General features: G+C 67.4%; 16 protein-coding genes, 2 tRNA genes and 1 pseudogene. 14 read left to right on the top strand and 5 right to left on the bottom strand.

All coding sequences use genetic code 11. From position 1 onward, the window contains the following. The first annotated feature begins 43 nt into the window (after positions 1-43). The 4 genes from AC1DY7_RS30490 to AC1DY7_RS30505 all read left to right on the top strand — a co-directional run bounded on the left by AC1DY7_RS30490 (position 44) and on the right by AC1DY7_RS30505 (position 5,519). Positions 44-2,347, top strand: a complete 2,304-nt coding sequence (locus AC1DY7_RS30490) for an FdhF/YdeP family oxidoreductase (RefSeq protein ID WP_477497499.1) — start codon at positions 44-46, stop codon at positions 2,345-2,347. After that, a complete protein-coding gene (gene fdhD / locus AC1DY7_RS30495; protein WP_477497500.1) occupies positions 2,335-3,156 on the top strand; it encodes a formate dehydrogenase accessory sulfurtransferase FdhD in 822 nt (273 codons plus the stop codon). Before AC1DY7_RS30490 ends, fdhD begins: the two co-directional genes overlap by 13 nt. A 76-nt stretch (positions 3,157-3,232) precedes the next feature. Then, positions 3,233-4,546: a nucleotide disphospho-sugar-binding domain-containing protein gene (locus AC1DY7_RS30500; RefSeq protein WP_477497501.1), complete on the top strand. Its 1,314-nt coding sequence runs from the start codon at positions 3,233-3,235 to the stop codon at positions 4,544-4,546. Further along, positions 4,539-5,519: a glycosyltransferase gene (locus AC1DY7_RS30505; protein WP_477497502.1), complete on the top strand. Its 981-nt coding sequence runs from the start codon at positions 4,539-4,541 to the stop codon at positions 5,517-5,519. Before AC1DY7_RS30500 ends, AC1DY7_RS30505 begins: the two co-directional genes overlap by 8 nt. On the opposite strand, the gene clpX is transcribed toward AC1DY7_RS30505, so the two are convergent. Further along, positions 5,516-6,796 (bottom strand): ATP-dependent Clp protease ATP-binding subunit ClpX, encoded by a 1,281-nt coding sequence (clpX, locus tag AC1DY7_RS30510; RefSeq protein WP_477497503.1) that lies wholly within the window; start codon positions 6,794-6,796, stop codon positions 5,516-5,518. The genes AC1DY7_RS30505 and clpX overlap by 4 nt on opposite strands. 359 nt (positions 6,797-7,155) lie before the next feature. Here clpX and AC1DY7_RS30515 point away from each other — a divergent pair, with 359 nt between their 5' ends. From AC1DY7_RS30515 to AC1DY7_RS30530, 4 genes are all read left to right on the top strand, one after another. After that, the gene (locus AC1DY7_RS30515) at positions 7,156-7,899 is read left to right on the top strand and encodes a hypothetical protein (protein WP_477497504.1); all 744 of its coding nucleotides are present in this window, start codon (positions 7,156-7,158) and stop codon (positions 7,897-7,899) included. Positions 7,900-7,906: 7 nt separating this feature from the next. Then, positions 7,907-9,460 carry an HD domain-containing phosphohydrolase gene (locus AC1DY7_RS30520; RefSeq protein ID WP_477497505.1) on the top strand — a complete coding sequence of 518 codons (1,554 nt, stop codon included), beginning with the start codon at positions 7,907-7,909 and terminating at the stop codon, positions 9,458-9,460. 60 nt (positions 9,461-9,520) lie between these two features. Then, entirely contained in the window at positions 9,521-9,892 is a 372-nt protein-coding gene (locus AC1DY7_RS30525; protein ID WP_477497506.1) for a DsrE family protein, read from the top strand. Between the two features lie 104 nt (positions 9,893-9,996). Beyond that, positions 9,997-11,028: a hypothetical protein gene (locus tag AC1DY7_RS30530; RefSeq protein WP_477497521.1), complete on the top strand. Its 1,032-nt coding sequence runs from the start codon at positions 9,997-9,999 to the stop codon at positions 11,026-11,028. Between the two features lie 30 nt (positions 11,029-11,058). On the opposite strand, the pseudogene AC1DY7_RS30535 reads toward AC1DY7_RS30530, so the two are convergent. From AC1DY7_RS30535 to tig, 3 genes and pseudogenes are all read right to left on the bottom strand, one after another. Then, a pseudogene (locus tag AC1DY7_RS30535) lies at positions 11,059-11,574 on the bottom strand (ATP-dependent Clp protease proteolytic subunit); the annotation flags it as partial. Then, on the bottom strand, positions 11,571-12,170 hold the full coding sequence (locus AC1DY7_RS30540; RefSeq protein ID WP_477497519.1) for an ATP-dependent Clp protease proteolytic subunit: 600 nt from the start codon (positions 12,168-12,170) through the stop codon (positions 11,571-11,573). The gene AC1DY7_RS30540 and the pseudogene AC1DY7_RS30535, both read right to left, overlap by 4 nt. A gap of 109 nt (positions 12,171-12,279) precedes the next feature. Continuing rightward, positions 12,280-13,770, bottom strand: coding sequence for a trigger factor (gene tig / locus AC1DY7_RS30545; protein WP_477497507.1), 1,491 nt, complete (start codon positions 13,768-13,770; stop codon positions 12,280-12,282). Between the two features lie 264 nt (positions 13,771-14,034). On the opposite strand from tig, the gene AC1DY7_RS30550 reads away from it, so the two are divergent. Continuing rightward, a complete protein-coding gene (locus tag AC1DY7_RS30550) occupies positions 14,035-14,949 on the top strand; it encodes a metal-dependent hydrolase (RefSeq protein WP_477497508.1) in 915 nt (304 codons plus the stop codon). Continuing rightward, entirely contained in the window at positions 14,949-16,082 is a 1,134-nt protein-coding gene (locus AC1DY7_RS30555) for a PDR/VanB family oxidoreductase (protein ID WP_477497509.1), read from the top strand. The genes AC1DY7_RS30550 and AC1DY7_RS30555 overlap by 1 nt, the downstream gene beginning before the upstream one ends. 10 nt (positions 16,083-16,092) lie before the next feature. Here the strand turns inward: AC1DY7_RS30555 and AC1DY7_RS30560 are convergent. Then, a tRNA-Pro gene (locus AC1DY7_RS30560) sits at positions 16,093-16,166 on the bottom strand. Positions 16,167-16,264: 98 nt separating this feature from the next. Between AC1DY7_RS30560 and AC1DY7_RS30565 the strand changes: the two genes are divergently transcribed. The 4 genes from AC1DY7_RS30565 (at position 16,265) to AC1DY7_RS30580 (ending at position 19,842) form a co-directional block, all read left to right on the top strand. Beyond that, positions 16,265-16,338 (top strand) — tRNA-Gly (locus AC1DY7_RS30565). 660 nt (positions 16,339-16,998) lie between these two features. After that, complete coding sequence (locus AC1DY7_RS30570; protein WP_477497510.1) at positions 16,999-17,415, top strand: hypothetical protein; 417 nt, start codon at positions 16,999-17,001, stop codon at positions 17,413-17,415. A 451-nt stretch (positions 17,416-17,866) separates the two neighbouring features. Then, positions 17,867-18,970: an alkane 1-monooxygenase gene (locus tag AC1DY7_RS30575; RefSeq protein ID WP_477497511.1), complete on the top strand. Its 1,104-nt coding sequence runs from the start codon at positions 17,867-17,869 to the stop codon at positions 18,968-18,970. Between the two features lie 56 nt (positions 18,971-19,026). Further along, positions 19,027-19,842, top strand: a complete 816-nt coding sequence (locus tag AC1DY7_RS30580; protein WP_477497512.1) for a DUF1542 domain-containing protein — start codon at positions 19,027-19,029, stop codon at positions 19,840-19,842. Positions 19,843-19,846 lie beyond the last annotated feature (4 nt).

The raw sequence follows: 19,846 nt of genomic DNA on the forward strand, positions 1-19,846 counted from the left end.
CATCCGGCCGGGACGGCCCGTTTCGAGGGCTACATTGGAAACCATGACCCGTGACATCGACGCCGGCTACGACGAAGCGGACGTCACGGTCACCGGCGCCAAACACGAGGCCGCCGGGGTGAAGGCCGTCCTGGTCAGCATGCAGCGCGGCCTGGAGCAGATGGGCCCGGTGCGCACCGCAACAGCATTGGCGCGGCTGAACCAGCGGCACGGTTTCGACTGCCCCGGTTGCGCGTGGCCGGAGGATCACGGCGGCCGCAAGCTGGCCGAGTTCTGCGAGAACGGCGCCAAGGCCGTGGCCGAGGAGGCCACCAAACGCCGCATCACCGCGGATTTCTTCGCCCGTCATTCGGTGGCCGAACTCTGCGAGAAGCCCGAATACTGGCTGTCCCAACAGGGCCGACTGACCGAGCCGATGGTGCTACGGCCCGGCGCCACCCACTACACCCCGATCGACTGGGATGCCGCCTACCGGCTGATCGCCGACGAGCTCAACGCGCTGGACTCCCCCGACGAGGCGCTGTTCTACACCTCGGGCCGCACCAGCAATGAGGCCGCGTTCCTCTACCAGTTGCTGGTGCGCAGCTTCGGCACCAACAATCTGCCGGACTGCTCGAACATGTGCCACGAATCGTCGGGCACCGCGCTGGTCGACTCGATCGGCATTGGCAAGGGCTCGGTCACCGTCGACGACGTCGAACACGCCGACCTGATCGTCATCGCCGGCCAGAACCCGGGCACCAACCATCCCCGGATGCTCTCGGTGCTGGAGAAGGCAAAGGCCAACGGCGCCAATGTCATCGCCATCAATCCCCTGCCCGAGGCGGGGCTGATGCGGTTCAAGGATCCGCAGAAGGTGCGCGGCGTGGTGGGCCACGGAATCCCCATCGCCGACGAGTTCGTCCAGATCCGCATCGGCGGCGACATGGCGCTGTTCGCCGGCATCGGCCGCCTCCTGCTGGAAGCCGAGGACACGGCTCCCGGCACCGTGGTGGACCGGGCCTTCGTGGACGGACACTGCGCCGGGTTCGACGATTACGCGCGCCAGACCCGCGAGGTCGACCTGCAGACGGTGCTCGACGCCACGGGGATCGACGAAGCCCAACTGCGCCGCGTCGCAGACAGTTTCATCCGCTCGCAGCGCACAGTCATCTGCTGGGCGATGGGCCTGACCCAGCAGCGGCACGCCGTGGCCACCATCGGCGAAGCCACCAATCTGCTGCTGATGCGCGGCATGATCGGCAAGCCCGGCGCCGGGGTGTGCCCGGTGCGCGGGCACTCCAACGTCCAGGGCGACCGCACCATGGGCATCTGGGAGAAGATGCCAGAGACGTTCCTGGCGGCACTGGACGCCCGCTTCGGCATCAGCAGCCCGCGCAAGCACGGTCACGACACCGTCGACGGCATCCGGGCCATGCGGGACGGGCAGGCCAAGACGTTCATCGGCATGGGCGGCAATTTCGTCTCCGCCACCCCCGACACCGAAGTCACCGAGGCGGCATTGCGCAATTGTGCACTGACGGTGCAGATTTCGACCAAACTGAACCGCAGCCACCTGGTGCACGGCCGGACGGCACTGATCCTGCCGACACTGGGCCGCACAGACAAGGACTTCCAGCAGGCCGGCAAGCAGTTGGTGTCGGTCGAGGATTCGATGTCGATGGTGCACCTGTCGCGCGGCAACCTGCACCCACCCAGCGATCAGTTACGCAGCGAGGTGGCCATCGTCTGCCAACTGGCGCGCACCGTGCTCGGGCCCGAACATCCGGTTCGGTGGGAGGCGTTCAATGCCGACTACGACCTGGTGCGTGACGCGATCGCCGACGTGGTGCCCGGCTGCACCGACTACAACACCCGGGTGCGCCAACCCGACGGTTTCCAGCTGCCACACCCGCCGCGTGACTCCCGCGAATTCCCCACCCACACAGGCAAAGCCAACTTCTCGATCTGCCCGCTGGAATGGGTGCCGGTACCGCCGGGCCGGTTGGTGCTACAGACGCTGCGCAGCCACGACCAGTACAACACCACCATCTACGGCCTGGACGACCGCTACCGCGGTGTGAAGGGTGGCCGCCGGGTGGTGTTCGTCAATCCCGCCGACATCACGGCACTGGGACTGCAGGACGGCGACCGGGTGAACCTCATCTCCGAGTTTGAAGCCCAGGTTCGCCGGGCCGATGACTTCCGGGTGGTCAGCTACTCCACCCCGCCGGGCAATGCCGCCGCCTACTACCCCGAGACCAATCCGCTGGTGCCGCTGGACCACACCGCGGTCAGGTCCAACACCCCGGTCTCCAAGGCCGTGGTGATCAGGCTCGAACCGAGGTCGGATTCATGGGCCGGGTAACCACGCGCCGCCGCATCAGCCACCGCAACGCCGACGGGGTGGTGGCCAGGCCCGAGACTCTGGTCGTCGAGGAGCCGCTGGAGATCCGCGTGAACGGCGCCCCGCTGACCGTCACCATGCGCACCCCCGGTTCCGATGTCGAACTGGCGCAAGGGTTTCTGCTCACCGAGGGCATCGTCGGCGGCCGCGATGACATCGCCACCGTGCGCTACTGCCAGGGCACCGGATCAGATGGCGTCAACACCTACAACGTGCTGGACGTGACGCTGGCAGCCGGGGTCCCCGCCCCCGATGTCGACCTGACCCGCAACTTCTACGCCACCTCCTCGTGCGGGGTGTGCGGAAAAGCCTCGCTGGAGGCGGTGCGCACGGTCAGCAGGCACTCCCCCGGCGACGATCCGACCACCATCGCGCCTGCGCTGCTGAGCGCCCTACCCACCAGACTGCGCAAGGCTCAGAAGGTGTTCGCCAGCACCGGCGGCCTGCACGGCGCCGCGCTGTACCGCACCGACGGTACCGAGCTGGTGGTCCGCGAGGACATCGGCCGGCACAACGCGGTCGACAAGGTCATCGGCTGGGCACTGGAGACCCGGCGGATTCCGTTGTCGGGCACCGTCCTGCTGGTCAGTGGACGCGCGTCTTTCGAACTCACCCAGAAGGCGGTGATGGCCGGCATCCCGATCCTGGCTGCCGTCTCGGCCCCGTCGTCGCTGGCGGTGGATCTGGCCGCGCAGGCCGGGCTCACCCTGGTGGCGTTCCTGCGTGGCGACTCGATGAACGTCTACACCCGCCCCGACCGGGTGCAGTAGCTCTACCTGCAATCTCCAGCCGTTCTCCACACAACCTCCAAGCATGCCCACCCGCTGATCGACAATCATCGTGGGCATGCCAGAGATCCTCATCGCCAGCTGCCCACCCGTCGGCCATGTCGGCCCGTTGCTCAACGTCGCCCGCGCCTTGGTGGACCGCGGCGACAGCGTGACCATGCTGACCTCGGTGCGCCATGCCGACGCCATCCGCGCCGCCGGTGCCCGTCCGCTACCACTGCCGGCCCCCGCAGACTTCGACGACACCGTACTGGACAGCGAGTTGCCCGGCCGGGCCGAGACCTCCGGCATCGCGCGGGTGAACTTCGACGTCAAACATGTCTTCGTGCGGCCACTGCCGTATCAAGCCGCAGCCCTCTCGGATGCCATGGCCACCAACACCTTCGACGCCATACTGACCGACGCATTCTTTCTCGGCGTCCTGCCGTTGTTGGCCAAGAATCGCCGCGACCGGCCGCCGGTGCTGTCCTATTCGACGACGCCGCTGTTCCTCACCAGCCGCGACACCGCGCCCGGCGGGATGGGCATGCTGCCCGGCGCCGGATGGCGGGCCAGGGCCCGTAACCGCGCCCTCAACCTGCTGGCTCAACGCGTACTGCTGCGGCCCGCTCACCAATCGCTCACCGCCATGCTGGACGTCCTCGGCCTTCCCGAGCCGTCCGCCTTCGTACTCGATTCGGGGGTGCTGGCCGACCGCCTCATCGCACCGACCATCCCCGAATTCGAATACACCCGTAGCGATCTGCCTGCCCACGTGCGCTTCGTCGGCGCCGTCACGCCCACTCCCGCAATCGATTTCACCCCACCGCCCTGGTGGCACCGTCTGGACGACGGCCGCCCCGTGGTGCACGTGACACAGGGCACCCTGGACAACGCCGATCTCGGCCGCCTCATCGAACCCACCATCGCCGCACTCGCCGACGAGGACGTCACCCTGGTGGTCAGCACCGGCGGCCGCCCTGTCGACCAGATCCGCACCCCAGTGCCCGCCAATACCGTTGTCACCGAGTTCATTCCGCACGACGTATTGCTCCCGAAGGTCGACGTGATGGTCACCAACGGCGGCTACGGTGCGGTGCAGCGTGCACTGATGGCCGGGGTGCCGCTGGTGGTCGCCGGCAACACCGAGGACAAGCCGGAAGTGGCGGCTCGGGTCGAATGGTTCGGCGCCGGAGTGAATCTGCGCTCCGGGACACCGTCGCCGGCGGCGGTGCACCGCGCCGTCCGCGATGTGCTCAGCGACCGCACCTACCGCGCGGCCACCGCGGAACTACAGCAGGCCTACGCGCGCCGCGACGGCGTCGCCGAGATCGCGGGCGTCATCGACGAGGCGATTGCCGAGCGGCGCGTGCCGGCGGGCCGGCATGGCTGACATCCTGATCGCCGCGCTGTCCTCCCGCGCGCACGTCGCGCCCCTGCTGACCGTGGCCGCCGATCAGGTCGAGCGGGGCAATGCCGTCACGGTGCTCACCGGCATTGCCCAACCCGATGAGGTGCGTGCCATCGGGGCAAGACCGGCCGAACCGGCAGAAGTGCGCAACCGCAACCAGTTCGACGCGATCATCGCCGACGACGGGTTCATGGGACTGCCTCTTCCGAGCGGCGGCCCGGCGCTGCTGTACTACACGCCCACCCTGGACTCGGCGCTGAGGTCCCCCGGCGGCGCGCTCGCCGATCGGCTGATCGTGCCGACCGTCCCCCCGTTCGAATACCCGCGCCGCGACCTGCCCGCCAATATCCGGTTCGTCGGGGCCGTGCACGCCCGCCCGTCGGGCGACTTCACCACACCCCCGTGGTGGGCCGAACTCGACGCGCCCCGGCCGGTCGTGCACGTCACCGGTTCCACCCGGCTGATCGAGTCGACCCTGGACGCACTCGACGATGTCACCGTCGTGGTCACCGGCGGCACCCCGGCGCGGTCACGGGTTCCCGCGAACGCCTTCGTCGCCGACCACATCCGGCCGGAGATACTGCTGCCGAAGGTCGACGTGATGGTCACCGACGCCGGTTACGGAGCGATCCAGCGCGCGGTGGCGTCCGGGGTTCCCTTGGTGGTCGCGAGCAGCGCCGAGCGGGGCGCCTGGGTCGCCTGGGCGGGAGTGGGCGTCGATCTGGGCGCCTGTACCCCGCCGGCGTCCGCCATCGCCGACGCGGTCCGCCAGATCCTGCGCGATGAGCGTTATCTGCGCCGGGCCCGCGAAGTGGAGGTCGCGTTCGCCCAGCGGGACGGGGTGGCCGAAATCGCCGCGATCATCGATGAGGTCACCAGACCCCGAATCCGACGTCATGCCTGTGTTCCGTTGTGGAACACAGGCATGACGTCGGATTCGACTTGTGAAACCTAGGCGGTCTTGTCGCGACGCTCGGCCCGGGTGGGCTTGCGCGGCACGATGGTCGGAAGCACGTTGTCCTGCACGGTCTCCCTGGTGACGACGACCTTGGCGACGTCATCGCGGCTGGGGATGTCGTACATGGCCGGCTGCAGGACCTCTTCCATGATGGCGCGCAGGCCACGGGCACCGGTACCGCGGTGGATGGCCTGATCGGCGATCGCGTCGAGGGCTTCCGGTGTCATCTCCAGCTCGACGCCGTCCATCTCGAACAACCGGGTGTACTGCTTGACCAGGGCGTTCTTCGGCTTGGACAGGATCTGAACAAGTGATTCCTTGTCCAGGTTGGTCACCGAGGCGACCACCGGCAGACGGCCGATGAATTCGGGGATGAGCCCGAACTTGATCAGGTCTTCCGGCATGACCTCGGCGAAGTGGTCCTGGGTGTCGATCTCGGCCTTGGACTTCACCTCGGCGCCGAAGCCCAGTCCGCGCTTGCCGACGCGGTCGGAGACGATGCGCTCCAGCCCCGCGAACGCGCCGGCCACGATGAACAGCACGTTCGTGGTGTCGATCTGGATGAATTCCTGGTGCGGGTGCTTGCGGCCGCCCTGCGGGGGCACCGAGGCCTGCGTGCCTTCCAGGATCTTCAGCAGCGCCTGCTGCACGCCCTCACCGGAGACGTCGCGGGTGATGGACGGGTTCTCGCTCTTGCGGGCGATCTTGTCGACCTCGTCGATGTAGATGATGCCGGTCTCGGCGCGCTTCACGTCGTAGTCGGCGGCCTGGATCAGCTTCAGCAGGATGTTCTCGACATCCTCGCCCACGTAGCCGGCCTCGGTGAGCGCGGTGGCGTCGGCGATGGCGAACGGGACGTTGAGCATTTTGGCCAGCGTCTGCGCCAGGTAGGTCTTACCGCAGCCGGTGGGCCCGAGCATCAGGATGTTGGACTTGGCGAGCTCAACCGGCTCGACGCGGGAGTCCCGCGACTTCTCCTGCGCCTGGATGCGCTTGTAGTGGTTGTAGACGGCGACCGCCAGCGTCTTCTTGGCGGTGTCCTGGCCGATGACGTAGCCCTCGAGGAACTCGCGGATCTCCGCGGGCTTGGGGAGCTCGTCCAGCTTGACGTCGTCAGCGTCGGCCAGCTCCTCCTCGATGATCTCGTTGCACAGGTCGATGCACTCGTCGCAGATGTACACGCCGGGACCCGCGATGAGCTTCTTGACTTGCTTTTGACTCTTCCCACAGAACGAGCACTTCAGCAGGTCACCGCCGTCTCCTATGCGAGCCATGTGGGTGGGTCCTACTTCCTGTTGGCCGTCGGTTTTCACACCGCCTGGTGGGCTATTTCGGGTGTTTACCCGACGCTACCCGTTCGTTCCGTCCCGTTGCGACCGATAGGACCGAATCGCGTGGATGGTATTTGTTCGCGTGGAGGAGAACATATCCCTCCTGGCGGCTCCGCACCTGTCGGCGCGCGGACCGTGTCCCTGGCGTGTCGCCGGTGTAACGGAAACGCGTTCATCGAAGGTGTCTTCGCCGTGTTCCACGATACCGCGTGCTGCTACCGGCAAATACGGAGATCGACACCCGTTCACCGTGAGGCCGATGCCTCATGTGCAGCATCTTTCCCACCCGGCACCGTGGTCCCATGACCACAGCACACACTCCCCTGGACGCCGCCTCCGCGGTACTGGCCCACCCCACCCTGCCGCCCGGCGACGACGAGCGGTTCGTCGGCTTCGGGGTGATGGGTTTTCCGTTCACCTCGGGCCACTATCTGGCACTGCGTCACTTCCCCGCGACGACCTTCGCGCCCGCCTACCGGTCGGTGTGGCACCGCGACCCGGCCGGCGCCTGGACGTTCTACGCCACCACTCCCGCGCAGCAGAGCTGCAGCCGGTACTTCAGTACCGCCGCCCCGCACCAGGCCGTCCAGTGCGAGATCGATGTCGCCTGGGTGGACTCGTGGACCCTCTGCGTCAGCATCGACGGCCTGCTGGACTGGACCGTCGACATCAGCGCCAGCCCGTCGACCCGGCTGATGAGCGCCATCGGCCGGGCCCTGCCGGACCGGGCCTGGACCCACCGCGGCGCGCTGACCCTGATCGGGGCGTCGGCAGGCCCCCTGCTGCGGGCCGGGTCGGTCCGGTTGCACGGCGCAGCCCCCAACGGCCAGCGGTTCATGCTGGCCCCGGCGCAGGTATGGCAGGCCACCGGCCACGCCGCCGTGCGCGGCGTCGACCTGGGCCGGCCCGGTCCACTGCCCCGCCAGCTGCGCCTCGCCGGGTTCCGGCCGCCGCAGCGCGGCCTGTTCGTCGTCGGATCCGGCCATTTCGAGAATTTCGACCCCGCCCGTCATCACAGTGCCGAAACAGACCACCGCCCTGCATAATCGGCGCATGGCTGCGCCGGCCGAGACACCCAGCCGCGCCGAACTGCTCGCCGCCCTGTCCGTCGCGGTGGACCTGGGGCTGGGGCAGCCGGGCGAGCACATGCTGCGATCCTCGCTGATCGCGACCAGGCTCGCCGACCGGATGGGCCTGAGCCGCACCGAGCGGGACTGCATCTACTACACGACGCTGATCATGTGGATCGGATGTCACGCCGACTCGCACGAATACGCGCGCTGGTTCGGCGACGACATCGCGGTCCGGCACGACACCTACCTCGTCGACAATGCCGGGTGGCCGCTGATGCGCTTCCTGGTCGGCAACATCGCCCGCGGTGAACCCCTGCTGCACCGGCTGAACGTGATGGCGACGCTGTTCGTCGACGCCCGCGGGCAGCTGTCCCGAATGATCCACTCGCACTGCACTTCTGCGGCACTGCTGGCCGACCGGCTGGGCCTGGGACCCGACGTGCAGGCCGCGCTGGCGTTCGCCTTCGAGCGCTACGACGGCGGCGGGATGCCGACAGGGGTGCGCGGCGATGGCATCCCGATCCAGATGCGGGTGGCCCAGCTGGCCGACCTCGTCGAGGTGCATCACCGCACCGGGGGCGTCGCGGCAGCGGTGGCCGTGGCCAACCGGCGCCGCGGCGGCCAGTTCGACCCCGCGATCGTTGACGTGTTCGTCCGCGGCGCCGACGCGATCCTGGCCGGGCCGGTGGCCGGCGACGCGTGGCAGGCCGCGCTGCAGGAAGCGCCCGACCGGCACGAGCACCTCGACGACGACGGCGTGGACGCGCTGCTGATGGCTCTCGGTGATTTCGTCGACCTGAAGTGCCCGTTCACGCTCGGCCATTCCCGCGCGGTCGCCCGGCTCGCGGGCGACGCGGCTGCGGTGGCCGGCCTGGAGGCGGCGACGGTCGCGCTGACCCGGCGCGCCGGACACGTCCACGACCTGGGCCGCATCGGGGTTTCCAACCAGGTGTGGTCCAAAGCCGGGCCGCTGACCTCCGGCGAGTCCGAACGGGTCCGGCTGCATCCGTATCTGACGGTGCGGATCCTCAGCCAGGTGCGCGGGCTGGCGGAGGTCGCCCAACTCGCAGGCAACCACCACGAGTGCCTGAACGGGTCGGGATACCCGCGCGGCCTGCCCGAATCGGCGCTGGGGCTACCCGACCGGGTGCTGGCGGCGGCGGTCGCCTACCAGTCGGGCTGCGAACTCCGGCCCTACCGCGAGGCGCTGACGCCGGCGTCGGCAGCGCGGCGGCTGCAGGAACGGGTGCGCGCCGGAGAGCTCGACCAGATTGCCGTCGAGGCGGTGCTGCACGCGGCAGGCCATCTCTGCGAGCGGACCGGCGGCCGCCCGGACGGCCTCACCCCACGCGAGGTGGACGTGCTGCGCCTGGTCGCCCGGGGTGCGTCGAACAAGGAGATCGCCGCATCGCTGGTGATCAGCGAGAAGACGGCCCGCAACCACGTCGAACGCACCTACGCCAAGATCGGGGTGTCCAACCGCATCGGTGCCAGCATGTACGCGCTGCGGCACGGGCTGGCGAACCCCGGGTAGCGGGCACACGTGGGGCAAACGCCCCATGTGCCCGGGTGCCGGCCGCGACAGGCTGAGCCCATGAATCACACGATGAACAAAGCCGCCGTCAGCCTGACCACCGGCCTGGAAGACGCCGAACGGGTGACGGTGGCCTTCCTGGTCGCCGTCGGCGCCGCGGAGTCGGGCCGGCCCACCATGATGTTCCTGACCAAAGAGGCGGTGCGGCTGGTCGTCCCCGGGGTGGCCGTCGGCACCGCCTGCGACGGGTGCCCGTCGCTTCAGCAGCTGATGGAGCGCTACCAGAACGCCGGCGGCCGCTACCTGGTGTGTCCGATCTGCATCCAGTCCAAGCACCTGGATGCAGACGGTTTCATCAGCGGAGCACAGCCTGGGGGGACCGTGCAGTTGTGGGAATGGATCGGCGACGGCGCCACGACGTTCAGCTACTGATCGCGGCGCAGGAACCGAAAAACGAGTGTCGTCCTACTCAGTCCACGCATATCGACGCCACCGACAATTTCGGTCTCGGAGCGTGACCAGAGGAAGGAACGATGATGAGAAGACCCAGGAACTCTCTTGCCCGTGCCGGTGGCGTCGCCGTGTGCACGTGCGCCCTCGCCGCCGGCCTGGTCGTGGTGCCGGACGTCGCGAGCCCGCCGCGCGCGGTGCCGCCCACCGCCGCCTTCGCGGCCGTGTCCAAGCCGTTGACCGCTACCGTGCCCGACCTCGTCGCGCACGTGAGACAGTTCGCCGCGCTCGTCGATCCCCTGGTCACCGAAAATGCTGCGCCCCAGCAATATTCCGCGGCCGCGGCCACCGCGACGCCCGGGCTGGCGACCTCCGTCGTCGGCACGACGATCGCGAACGGCGTTTTCCGAGTGGCGGCAGTGACCATCCGCGCAGTGGTGGCGGTGCTGTCACCCTTCGTGTACAACCCGGTCATCGGACAACCCGTCGGCGCGGCCATCATCATCACCCTGTTCGGGGGTGGCCTGGCCGCGGCGGCCGTGGCATCGGTCATCCTGCAGGTCGATCAGGCAATGAGCTCCCTGGTCGGATTCGTCGGGTCGGCCCTGGGCCGAATCCTCCGACTGCCTGCGGCCCTGCTGCGCGGAGCGACCGGTCTGGCCGCCGCAACCGCGGTGCCCGGCCCCGCGGCGCGGACCGCCACCGCGTTCTCCGTCGACACGCGTGCCGCGCGAACCGCCGATGAGCCGGACATCCCGAGTGCACCGCAGGCACCCCGTCGCGATGACGTGGACATCCAGCCACCCGCCGACGCGGTGTCAACGCCCGCCCCGAAGGACGACCCGGCGCCCGTCGAGCCCGAAACCCCTGACGTCTCCGCACCGGCGACCGGTGACACCCCGGCCGCGACCGAGCCGTCCCCCGACGCGCCGGAGCCGCCCGCCGCGCCGGTCAATCCCCGCACGAAGATCCGCCATTCGCACGGCAATGCGGAGCGGGGTTCCCGAGATTCGGCCGGCCCGACGACCAGCCACAAGAAGAACCCGAAGGCAGCGTCCCGGCCCGAGGCGCCGTCGTCGGCCGGCGACACCTCCGCACCGGATTCCGCGGAGGGCTAGACCGAAAACGCGATTGCCGCGCGGATTCAGATCCTTGCCGGTGTGCCGAGCCAGCGTGGTGTCCATCAGCGTGCGCATGCGCTCGATCTCGGCGGCCTGGATCTCCAGATCGGAGACCTGACCCTGGATCGCGCCGCCGACGGCGGGCTGGTGGATGAGCACGCGGGCGTTCGGCAGGGCCAGCCGCTTGCCGGGGGTACCGGCGGCCAGCAGCACCGCGGCGGCCGAGGCCGCCTGGCCCAGGCAGACGGTCTGGATGTCGGCCCGGACGTACTGCATCGTGTCGTAGATCGCCATCAGCGAGGTGAACGAACCACCCGGCGAGTTGATGTACATGGTGATGTCACGGTCGGGATCCAGCGACTCGAGCACCAGGAGCTGGGCCATGATGTCGTTCGCCGAGGCGTCGTCGACCTGCACGCCGAGGAAGATGATGCGTTCCTCGAACAGCTTGTTGTACGGGTTGGACTCCTTGACACCGAAGCTGGAGTGCTCGATGAACGACGGCAGGATGTACCGAGAGGAAGGCTGCATATCGGGGTTCATTTGATACCTGCTCCTGGTCCGTCGCCGTTAACGCTGACACTGGTGATGATGTGGTCGACGAAGCCGTAGGCGAGGGCCTCCGGCGCGGTGAACCAACGGTCACGATCCGCGTCGGTCTCCACCCGCTCCAGCGTCTGGCCGGTGAACTCGGCGTTGAGCCGGTTCATCTCCTTCTTCGTCAGCGCGAACTGCTCGGCCTGGATCGCGATGTCGGCCGCGCTACCGCCGATGCCTGCGGAGGGCTGGTGCATCATGATCCGGGCGTGCGGCAGGGCATAACGCTTGCCCTTGGTGCCCGCGGCCAGCAGGAACTCACCCATCGAGGCGGCCAGACCCATGGCGTAGGTCGCCACGTCGCACGGTGCCAGCACCATGGTGTCGTAGATGGCCATACCTGCGGTCACCGATCCACCCGGCGAGTTGATGTACAGGTGGATGTCCTTGACGGGGTCCTCCGCGGCCAGCAGCAGAATCTGCGCGCACAGCCGGTTCGCGATGTCGTCGTCGACCTGGGTACCCAGGAAGATGATGCGCTCGGCGAGCAACCGCTCATACACCGAGTCGATGAGGTTGAGCCCCGACGCGCCAGAACGCATGTCAGTCACGGCTGGATACCTGCTTTCTCGAGTTGTCGTACTCGTTCACCGACACTAACCAACGCGCAGCGAACCGCACGCCCAAGAGGGCGCGCGTTCGCTCACAGCGTCACTCAGCGGTGTCTTGATCTTTCTTGTCGGCCTTCTTCTCAGCCTTCTTGGCGGCCTTCTTGGCAGCCTTCTTCTCGGCCTTCTCCGCCTTGTCGGCGTCGTCAGCCTCGTCGGCGTCATCAGCTTCCGGGGCGTCCTCGATCTCGGCCGCCTCGGCGTCAGCGCCACCGGCCGGGCCGAAGAACTCGGCCGTGTCGACCACAGCGCCGTCGGTGTCGGTGACGGTGGCACCGTGCACGATCGCGGCGATGGTCAGGCCGCGGCGCACATCGGCGAACATGGCGGGCAACTGATTGTTCTGCTGCAGGAAGCCCAGCAGCTGCTGGGGCTCCAGACCGTACTGCCGCGACATCAGCACCAGCCGCTCGGTCAGGTCGGCCTGGCCGACCTGGATGTCGAGCTTGTCGGCGATGGCATCCATCAGCAGCTGCGTCTTGACGGCCTTCTCGGCGTTGCTGCGGTTGTCCGCGTCGAACTCTTCGCGGGTGCTGCCCTGCTCGGTCAGCGACTCCTCGAACTTCGCCTCGTCGTGCTCCAGCTCGTGGATGGCGTTGTGCAGGGTGTCGTCCACCTGGGCCTGCACGATCGCCTCGGGCAGCGGCACCTCGATGTCGGTGAGCAGGGTCTCCAGCGCCTTGTCGCGGATCTGCTCGGCCTGCTGGATGCGCTTGGCCCGACGCACCTGCTCGATCAAGCTCTCCTTGAGCTCGTCGATGGTGTCGAACTCGCTTGCCAGCTGGGCGAACTCATCGTCGGCCTCGGGCAGCTCGCGCTCCTTGACCGAGTTCACCTTGACCGTCACCTCGGCCTCCTGGCCGGCGTGCGGTCCGGCGACCAGGGTGGTGTTGAACGTCTTGCTCTCGTCGACCTTGAGCCCGGTGATCGCCTCGTCCAGACCCTCTATGAGCTGGCCGGAGCCGATCTCGTGGGACAAACCCTCGGTCTTGGCCTCGGGCACGTCCTCGCCGTCGACGGTGGCCGACAGGTCGATGGACACGAAGTCGCCCTCGGCGGCCGCGCGCTCGACACCGGTCAGGGTGCCGAACCGGGCGCGAAGGTTCTGCAGCTCGGTGTCGACCTCGTCGTCGCCGACGGCGATCGGGTCGACGCTGAACTTCAGCTCGGACAGCTCGGGCAGCTCGATCTCGGGACGGATGTCCACCTCGGCGGTGAAGACCAGTTCTTCGTTGTCCTCAAGCTTGGTGACCTCGATGTCGGGCTGCCCCAGGGGCTGCACGTCAGCGGTGCTCACCGCCTCGCTGTAGCGGCTGGGCAGCGCGTCGTTGACGACCTGCTCCAGCACGGCCCCACGGCCGATGCGGGCCTCCAGGAGTTTGCGCGGCGCCTTGCCCGGGCGGAACCCGGGCAGGCGAATCTGCTGAGCCAGCTGCTTGAAGGCCCGGTCGAAATCGGGCTCCAGCTCGGCGAAGGGAACCTCCACGTTGATCCGAACCCGAGTGGGGCTCAGCTTCTCGACCGTGCTTTTCACTGCGTTACTCCTGTATGCGTCTTCTGGTGGCGTCGCGGCGTGCGGGGGCGGAACGTGTCGTCATGTCGCCTTCAGCAGCTCCGCGCGCTTCGCGAACAGGGTAGTTGACCGGGTTGGACGCCCGACACTTGGCGTCCCCGAGCAGACTCCCGGGGCCCCATTGCAACCAATCCGGTTACCGCTACGTACCGAATACGAACGGAATGATTAATCACCCCCGCGGGTGGAACCCGTATGTCACAGTCACCCCCAAGGAGGTCAGTCGTGACTCAGCAGCGGCTTGAAGACTCGAGCCCATTGGACAATTACGCCCCCGAGGAAGTGGCCCTTCGCCCCCGCGACGCCAAGTTCTCCTGGGAGAACACGCCGCTGCACTGGATGCCGGGTGACCCCTACGGCTCGCATGCCATCACCGCCCTGAACCTGTTCCTGCCGGTGGCCGAACGCTGGTTCGCCAAGCTGTTCACCGAGGCGCTCGAACACGTCCGCGACGAGCGGCTACGCGAGCAGATCATCGGATTCATCGGCCAGGAGGCCATCCACGCGAAGACCCACGATGTCGTCCTCGTCGAGTTTCTGCGCCGGCACGACATCGACCCCACCCGGTTCCTGGATCAGCTGGAATGGGTGGCCGGCCAATACGACGTGCGCATCGCGAAGATCTCGTGCCCGGATCGTCGGCGCAAGGCGCTGGCCTCGGGCACCCATGCACTCAACGGCGCCGAGCACTTCACCGGTGTGCTCGGCCATTGGGCCCTGAACAACGAGTGGGAAAGCCTGAACGTCGATCCGATGATGGCGGATCTGATGCGCTGGCACGGTGCCGAAGAGGTGGAGCACCGACACGTCTCCTACAACGTGGCCAAATACTTCGGCATGGACTTCGTCGCCCAGGCAGCCGGCGGGCTGATGGTCAGCGTGGTGTTCTTCGCGCTGGTCCTGCGCGGACTGAAGTTCCTGGTCCACGCGGATCCCGCGCTGCCCAACATGGGCTACACCAGACTGATGTGGAAGATGCACGTCTCCGGGAAGCGCGGATCGATCCCGACCATCGCCTATCTGTTCCGGACGGGGTCACGGCTGCTGCGGCCCGGCTACAACCCGGTCGATGAAGGCAGCACCGCACAAGCCGTCGCGTATCTGGCTGCCTCACCCGCCGCCCGCGCCATGCACGGATGATGCCGCGCTTCCTCCGCAGCCTGCTCAAGCCCTACGCCGGCGAACCGCCGCCCGGCCTGTACAAATCGACAGCGCCGGATCTGCTGATCCGCGTCGTCGGGGCAGCAGTGCCGCATTTCCTCTCCGTGGTGACGCGCCTGGGTGGCGACGCTGCACTGCCGGCGCTGCCCGCCGCCGTCAACCGCACGTCGTTGCGCATCGCGGACCGGCAGATCGTGGCCGCCGACGGCCACGTGGTGGCACTGACACTGGCTGCCCTCGACGACACTCCCCTGCCGCGCTGGCATCCGGGCGCCCACATCGACCTGCACCTGCCTTCCGGCCTGACCCGCCAGTATTCGCTGACCGGCGATCCGGAGCTGCGCGGCGAATATCGAATTGCGGTGCGGCACAGCCTTGATGGCGCCGGCGGATCGATCGAGGTGCACGGCCTGACGCTGGGCGGGACGGTCGCGGCGAGCGACCCACGCAACGCGTTCATGATGCCGCTGCCCGGTTCGGCGTCCCAGTCGGCGCGGCTGCATTTCATCGCCGGTGGCATAGGTATCACGCCGATCCTGCCGATGATCCGGCTGGCGGAACGTCAGGGCGCCCAGTGGACGCTGTGCTACACCGGCCGCAGCCACGACGCGCTGGCGTTCACGGACGAACTGGCGCCCTACGGCGACAAGGTGCGGATCCAGACCGACGACGAGCACGGCCCGCCGAGCGCCGAGACCCTGCTCGAGGGGGTGGATCCCACCACCGCGGTCTACGTGTGCGGGCCTCCGCCGATGATCGACGCGGTGCTTCGGGCCATCCCGGTGGATTCCGGCATCGAGGTGCACAGCGAGCGTTTCAGCGCCCCACCGGTGATCGACGGCGAACCCTTCGCGCTGGAACTCGCGCACAGCGGCACCGTGGTGGACGTCGGGGCGCATCAGAGCGCACTGGCCGCCCTGCGCAATGCCGTTCCCACCGTTGCCTATTCATGCCAGCAGGGGTACTGCGGCACGTGCGTGCAGCGGGTGATCTCCGGCGAGGTGGACCATCGCGACACCCTGCTCACCGAGGCGCAGCGCGACCTGGGGCAGATGCTGGTGTGCGTATCCCGGGCCAAGGCACCCCATGAGCGGTTGGTGCTGGACGCCTGAAACGGGTGGGTCGGGGTGACAGGATTTGAACCTGCGGCCTTCCGCTCCCAAAGCGGATGCGCTACCAAGCTGCGCTACACCCCGTGTCTCGCTGCGGTCGAGATACTACGGGTTCAACACGCGGGACGGTCAATTGGCGTTGTCCGCGCCCTCGCCGGTACAGTCTTGCGTTGCACCAACGTGCGGGCGTAGCTCAATGGTAGAGCCCTAGTCTTCCAAACTAGCTACGCGGGTTCGATTCCCGTCGCCCGCTCCACAGAAATCGGTCCTGTCTGCGAAACCGCAGGTAGGGCCGATTTTTTTTTGGCCCCGACCGGGGCTCGGGCAGGCCGCCGGAGCGGCGGTCGCACACGGTGTCGTTCCGGTACCAAACAGCAACGTTCGCGCACCACGCTGACGACAACGAGTCCTCCGGCTGTCCCTTTCGAACATTCTTTGCGGGCTGCAGTCAAGCCGGCGCCACCCGGCCATGGACACCGCTAACCAGGCACCGCAAGATTTATTAGCTGTAGAGATGCTCCGGCAATCGATCGCCCGCCACGTCGACGCATGAATTCATAACGATTCGAATTCACCCTGAGTTCATTCTCAGCAAGTCGTTCAGAATCTTTCCATCGGCATGACCACCGTCCGATAGGTCGCCTGCCATAACTCCTTGCCTACTGATTGCGTTCTCAATGACATCTTTGAACTGCATCTTTGTCCATATCGATCGCGCCTGGCACGCAATAGTGTCGCCATGACCGATGGCGATCACCAGGAGGATCCAACGGCCGCCCCATTCGCGGAAGCAAACAATTGACCTAGTGGTAAATACAGTTGCCCGTCGAGATTCAGTCTCGGCTATAGCCCATCCAGCGATCGCTGTGGTAACTTCCAAATGCCAACAGAGGCGTTTGCTACCGGGAGGAAAACCATGGATTCACGTCAGGGGATGCGACACAAGCTGGTGGCCGCTGTGGCCGTAGCCGGCGGCGGGCTCGCGATCGCGTTTGCATCGGCAGGCGCAGCCGCAGCCGATTCGCAGCAAAACATCATCACCCAGCTGGGTAACGGAGCGACCAACCTGCAGGTCCAGCTCGGCAACGCGGGCACCAACGCGCAGAACCAGCTCGGCGCCGCGGGCACCAACCTGCAGAACCAGCTGGGTGCCGCGGGCACCAACGGGCAGGTCCAGGTGGGTAACGCGGGCACCAACCTGCAGAACCAGCTAGGCGCCGCGGGCACCAACGCGCAGAACCAGCTCGGCGCCGCGGGCACGAACCTGCAGAAGCGCACGGGTGCGGCCGTCAGTGGCGTGACCAAGGCCATCGGCAAGGCTTTCGGGGGCTAAGTAGTTCCGATTCGCTCGAAGCAATTCGCAGACCGGGCACCGACCGGCGACTGATCAGTGCGACGATCAGCCCCCGCCGGTGCCCGGTCTGCGCTGCGTGTCATATCGATCGAATTTGCCACGACGCCGGAAATACAGGCAGGTAGCCATTTATCAGGAACGATCAGCAATTCTGGGAAACTGCTGAAATTAACCTCTGAAGCAATTGTGACCACCAGCGGCGCCGACACTCCACCATACGGCCAACCTTGCCATATGCCCAGCTAGATATGGATGGTGACGATTCGGTGGGCGCGGAGTGCCAGTCGTTGCGCAGCTAAAACGCGAACGGTATAAGTATGCAATGACTGCTTCGCCACTCCCGCACGCGAGCGACGAGCAATCAGATATTGGCGATTTCAGTAAAGTTGCTCACTTACCTTGGCGCGATCCTCGGCGTTACCTGTGGCTGATGGTGCCGGCCACCCCGGGCATGGTCGCGCTGTCCTGGCTGCTGGTGTGGACCACAGGGCAGACGGCGTTCTGGTGGACCGGTCCCGTTCTCACGTTCGTGGTCATCCCGCTGCTCGACCACGCGCTCGGCCAGAAGGACAGGCGCCATATCTCCGATCAGGCGCTGGCCGCACTGGAGGGCGACCGGTACTACCGGGCGGCCACCCACCTGTACCTTCCCGCGCAATACCTTTCGCTGATCTTCGCGTGCTGGTTGTGGAGCGGCGGCGGCTGGTTGCACATCGCAATCGCGGGCAAGGTGGGTTTGATGGTGGCCACCGGCGTGGTCGGCGGGATCGCCAACAACGCCGCTCACGAACTGGGCCACAAACGCGGTCGCACCGAACGGATGCTGAGCAAGCTGGCGCTGGCGCAAAGCTTTTACGGGCAGTTCTACGTCGAACACAACCGCGGACACCACGTGAAAGTGGCCACCGCCGAGGATCCGGCCAGCGCACGGTTCCGCGAGACGGTCTACGCGTTCGCGGCTCGGTCGGCGCTGGGCAGCACTCGCTCCGCTTGGCTGCTGGAACGGAAACGACTTGCCCGCCAAGGACATTCACCGTGGTCACTACGCAATGACGTGCTCAACGCCTGGTTGCTCAGCGCGGCGTTGTTCGCCGGGCTGACGGCCTGGTTCGGCGCCGTCGATCTCCCGTGGCTGGCCGGCCAGGCGGTCCTGGGCGTGTTCCTGCTGGAAGCCATGAACTACCTGTCGCACTACGGGTTACGACGGCGCAAGCTGACGTCGGGCCGCTACGAACGTCTGCGCCCGGCGCACTGCTGGAACGGCAACGCCGTCATCACCAACGTCTTTCTTCTCCATCTGCAACGCCACTCCGACCACCACGCCAACCCGCTGCGCCGCTATCAGGCGGTGCGCCACACCGAACACGCCCCGCAGCTTCCCGCCGGATACGTGGCGATGCTCGTGCTCGCGCTGTGCCCGCCGCTGTGGCGGCGCGTGATGGACCCGCGGGTGCTGGCCCTCTACGACGGCGACATCACCAAGACGGCACTGCGCCCGCGGGACGCGCGACGCCACGCGACCTCAACGACCTGAGGCCGCTCTCAGTTCGAGCCGGAGACCGCCCCGAACCTGTCGGTACGCTGAAAATCATGAACGGCCTGCTCCTCGTCCTGATCGTCCTCGTCATCCTCGCGATCGGTTTTGCGGTGTACAGCTCGCAGAAAGCCACCGGACGCCGCACCGCCGCCTCGCTGGACGACGCGAAGGCCGACGCCCGCCGCGTCATCGAGCGGCTCGGCGGTCAGGTGTTCAACCTGAGCGGGACCGACGACGCGGCCAAGCAGGCCCTGGCCGATGCCTCGGAGCGCTACACGGCCGCCTCCTCGCAGATCGACCAGGCGAACACCGCCAAGCAGGCGCAGCTGGCCAAGGAGAGCGCCATCGAGGGTCTGTACTACGTGCGCGCGGCGCGTACCGCCATGGGTATGGACCCTGGCCCGGAATTGGAGACCCTGGATGGTCAGCGGTCGGCGGGCGCCGTCACCGAGGATCGTCGAATCCAGTTCGAGGGCAAGGAGATCGAGGCCTCCCCCGGTCCGTCACAACGCACCCCGAACTACTACCCGGGCGGCCGGGTCGCCGGCCGGCCGGTGCCCGCCGGCTGGTACTCCGAACCGTGGTGGAAGCCGGCTCTGGTGGCCGGCGCCTGGGGTATCGGGTCGGTGCTGCTGTTCGACGCCCTGTTCTCCGGGATGCACGGCGTGGACTACGGCGCACAGGGTTTCGAGAACGGCTACGGTGACGGCTTCCAGCAGGGCCTGGAGCAGGGCGAAATGTCCGCCGACGGCGGCCAGGACATGGGTTCCGACGGCGGTTGGGGCGGGGACAGCTGGGGCGGCTCCGATGGGGGTGGCGATTTCGGCGGCTTCGACGGCGGCGGGGACTTCGGCGGCTTCGACTTCTGATCCG

This window comes from Mycobacterium sp. P2_H7 (assembly GCF_056403275.1).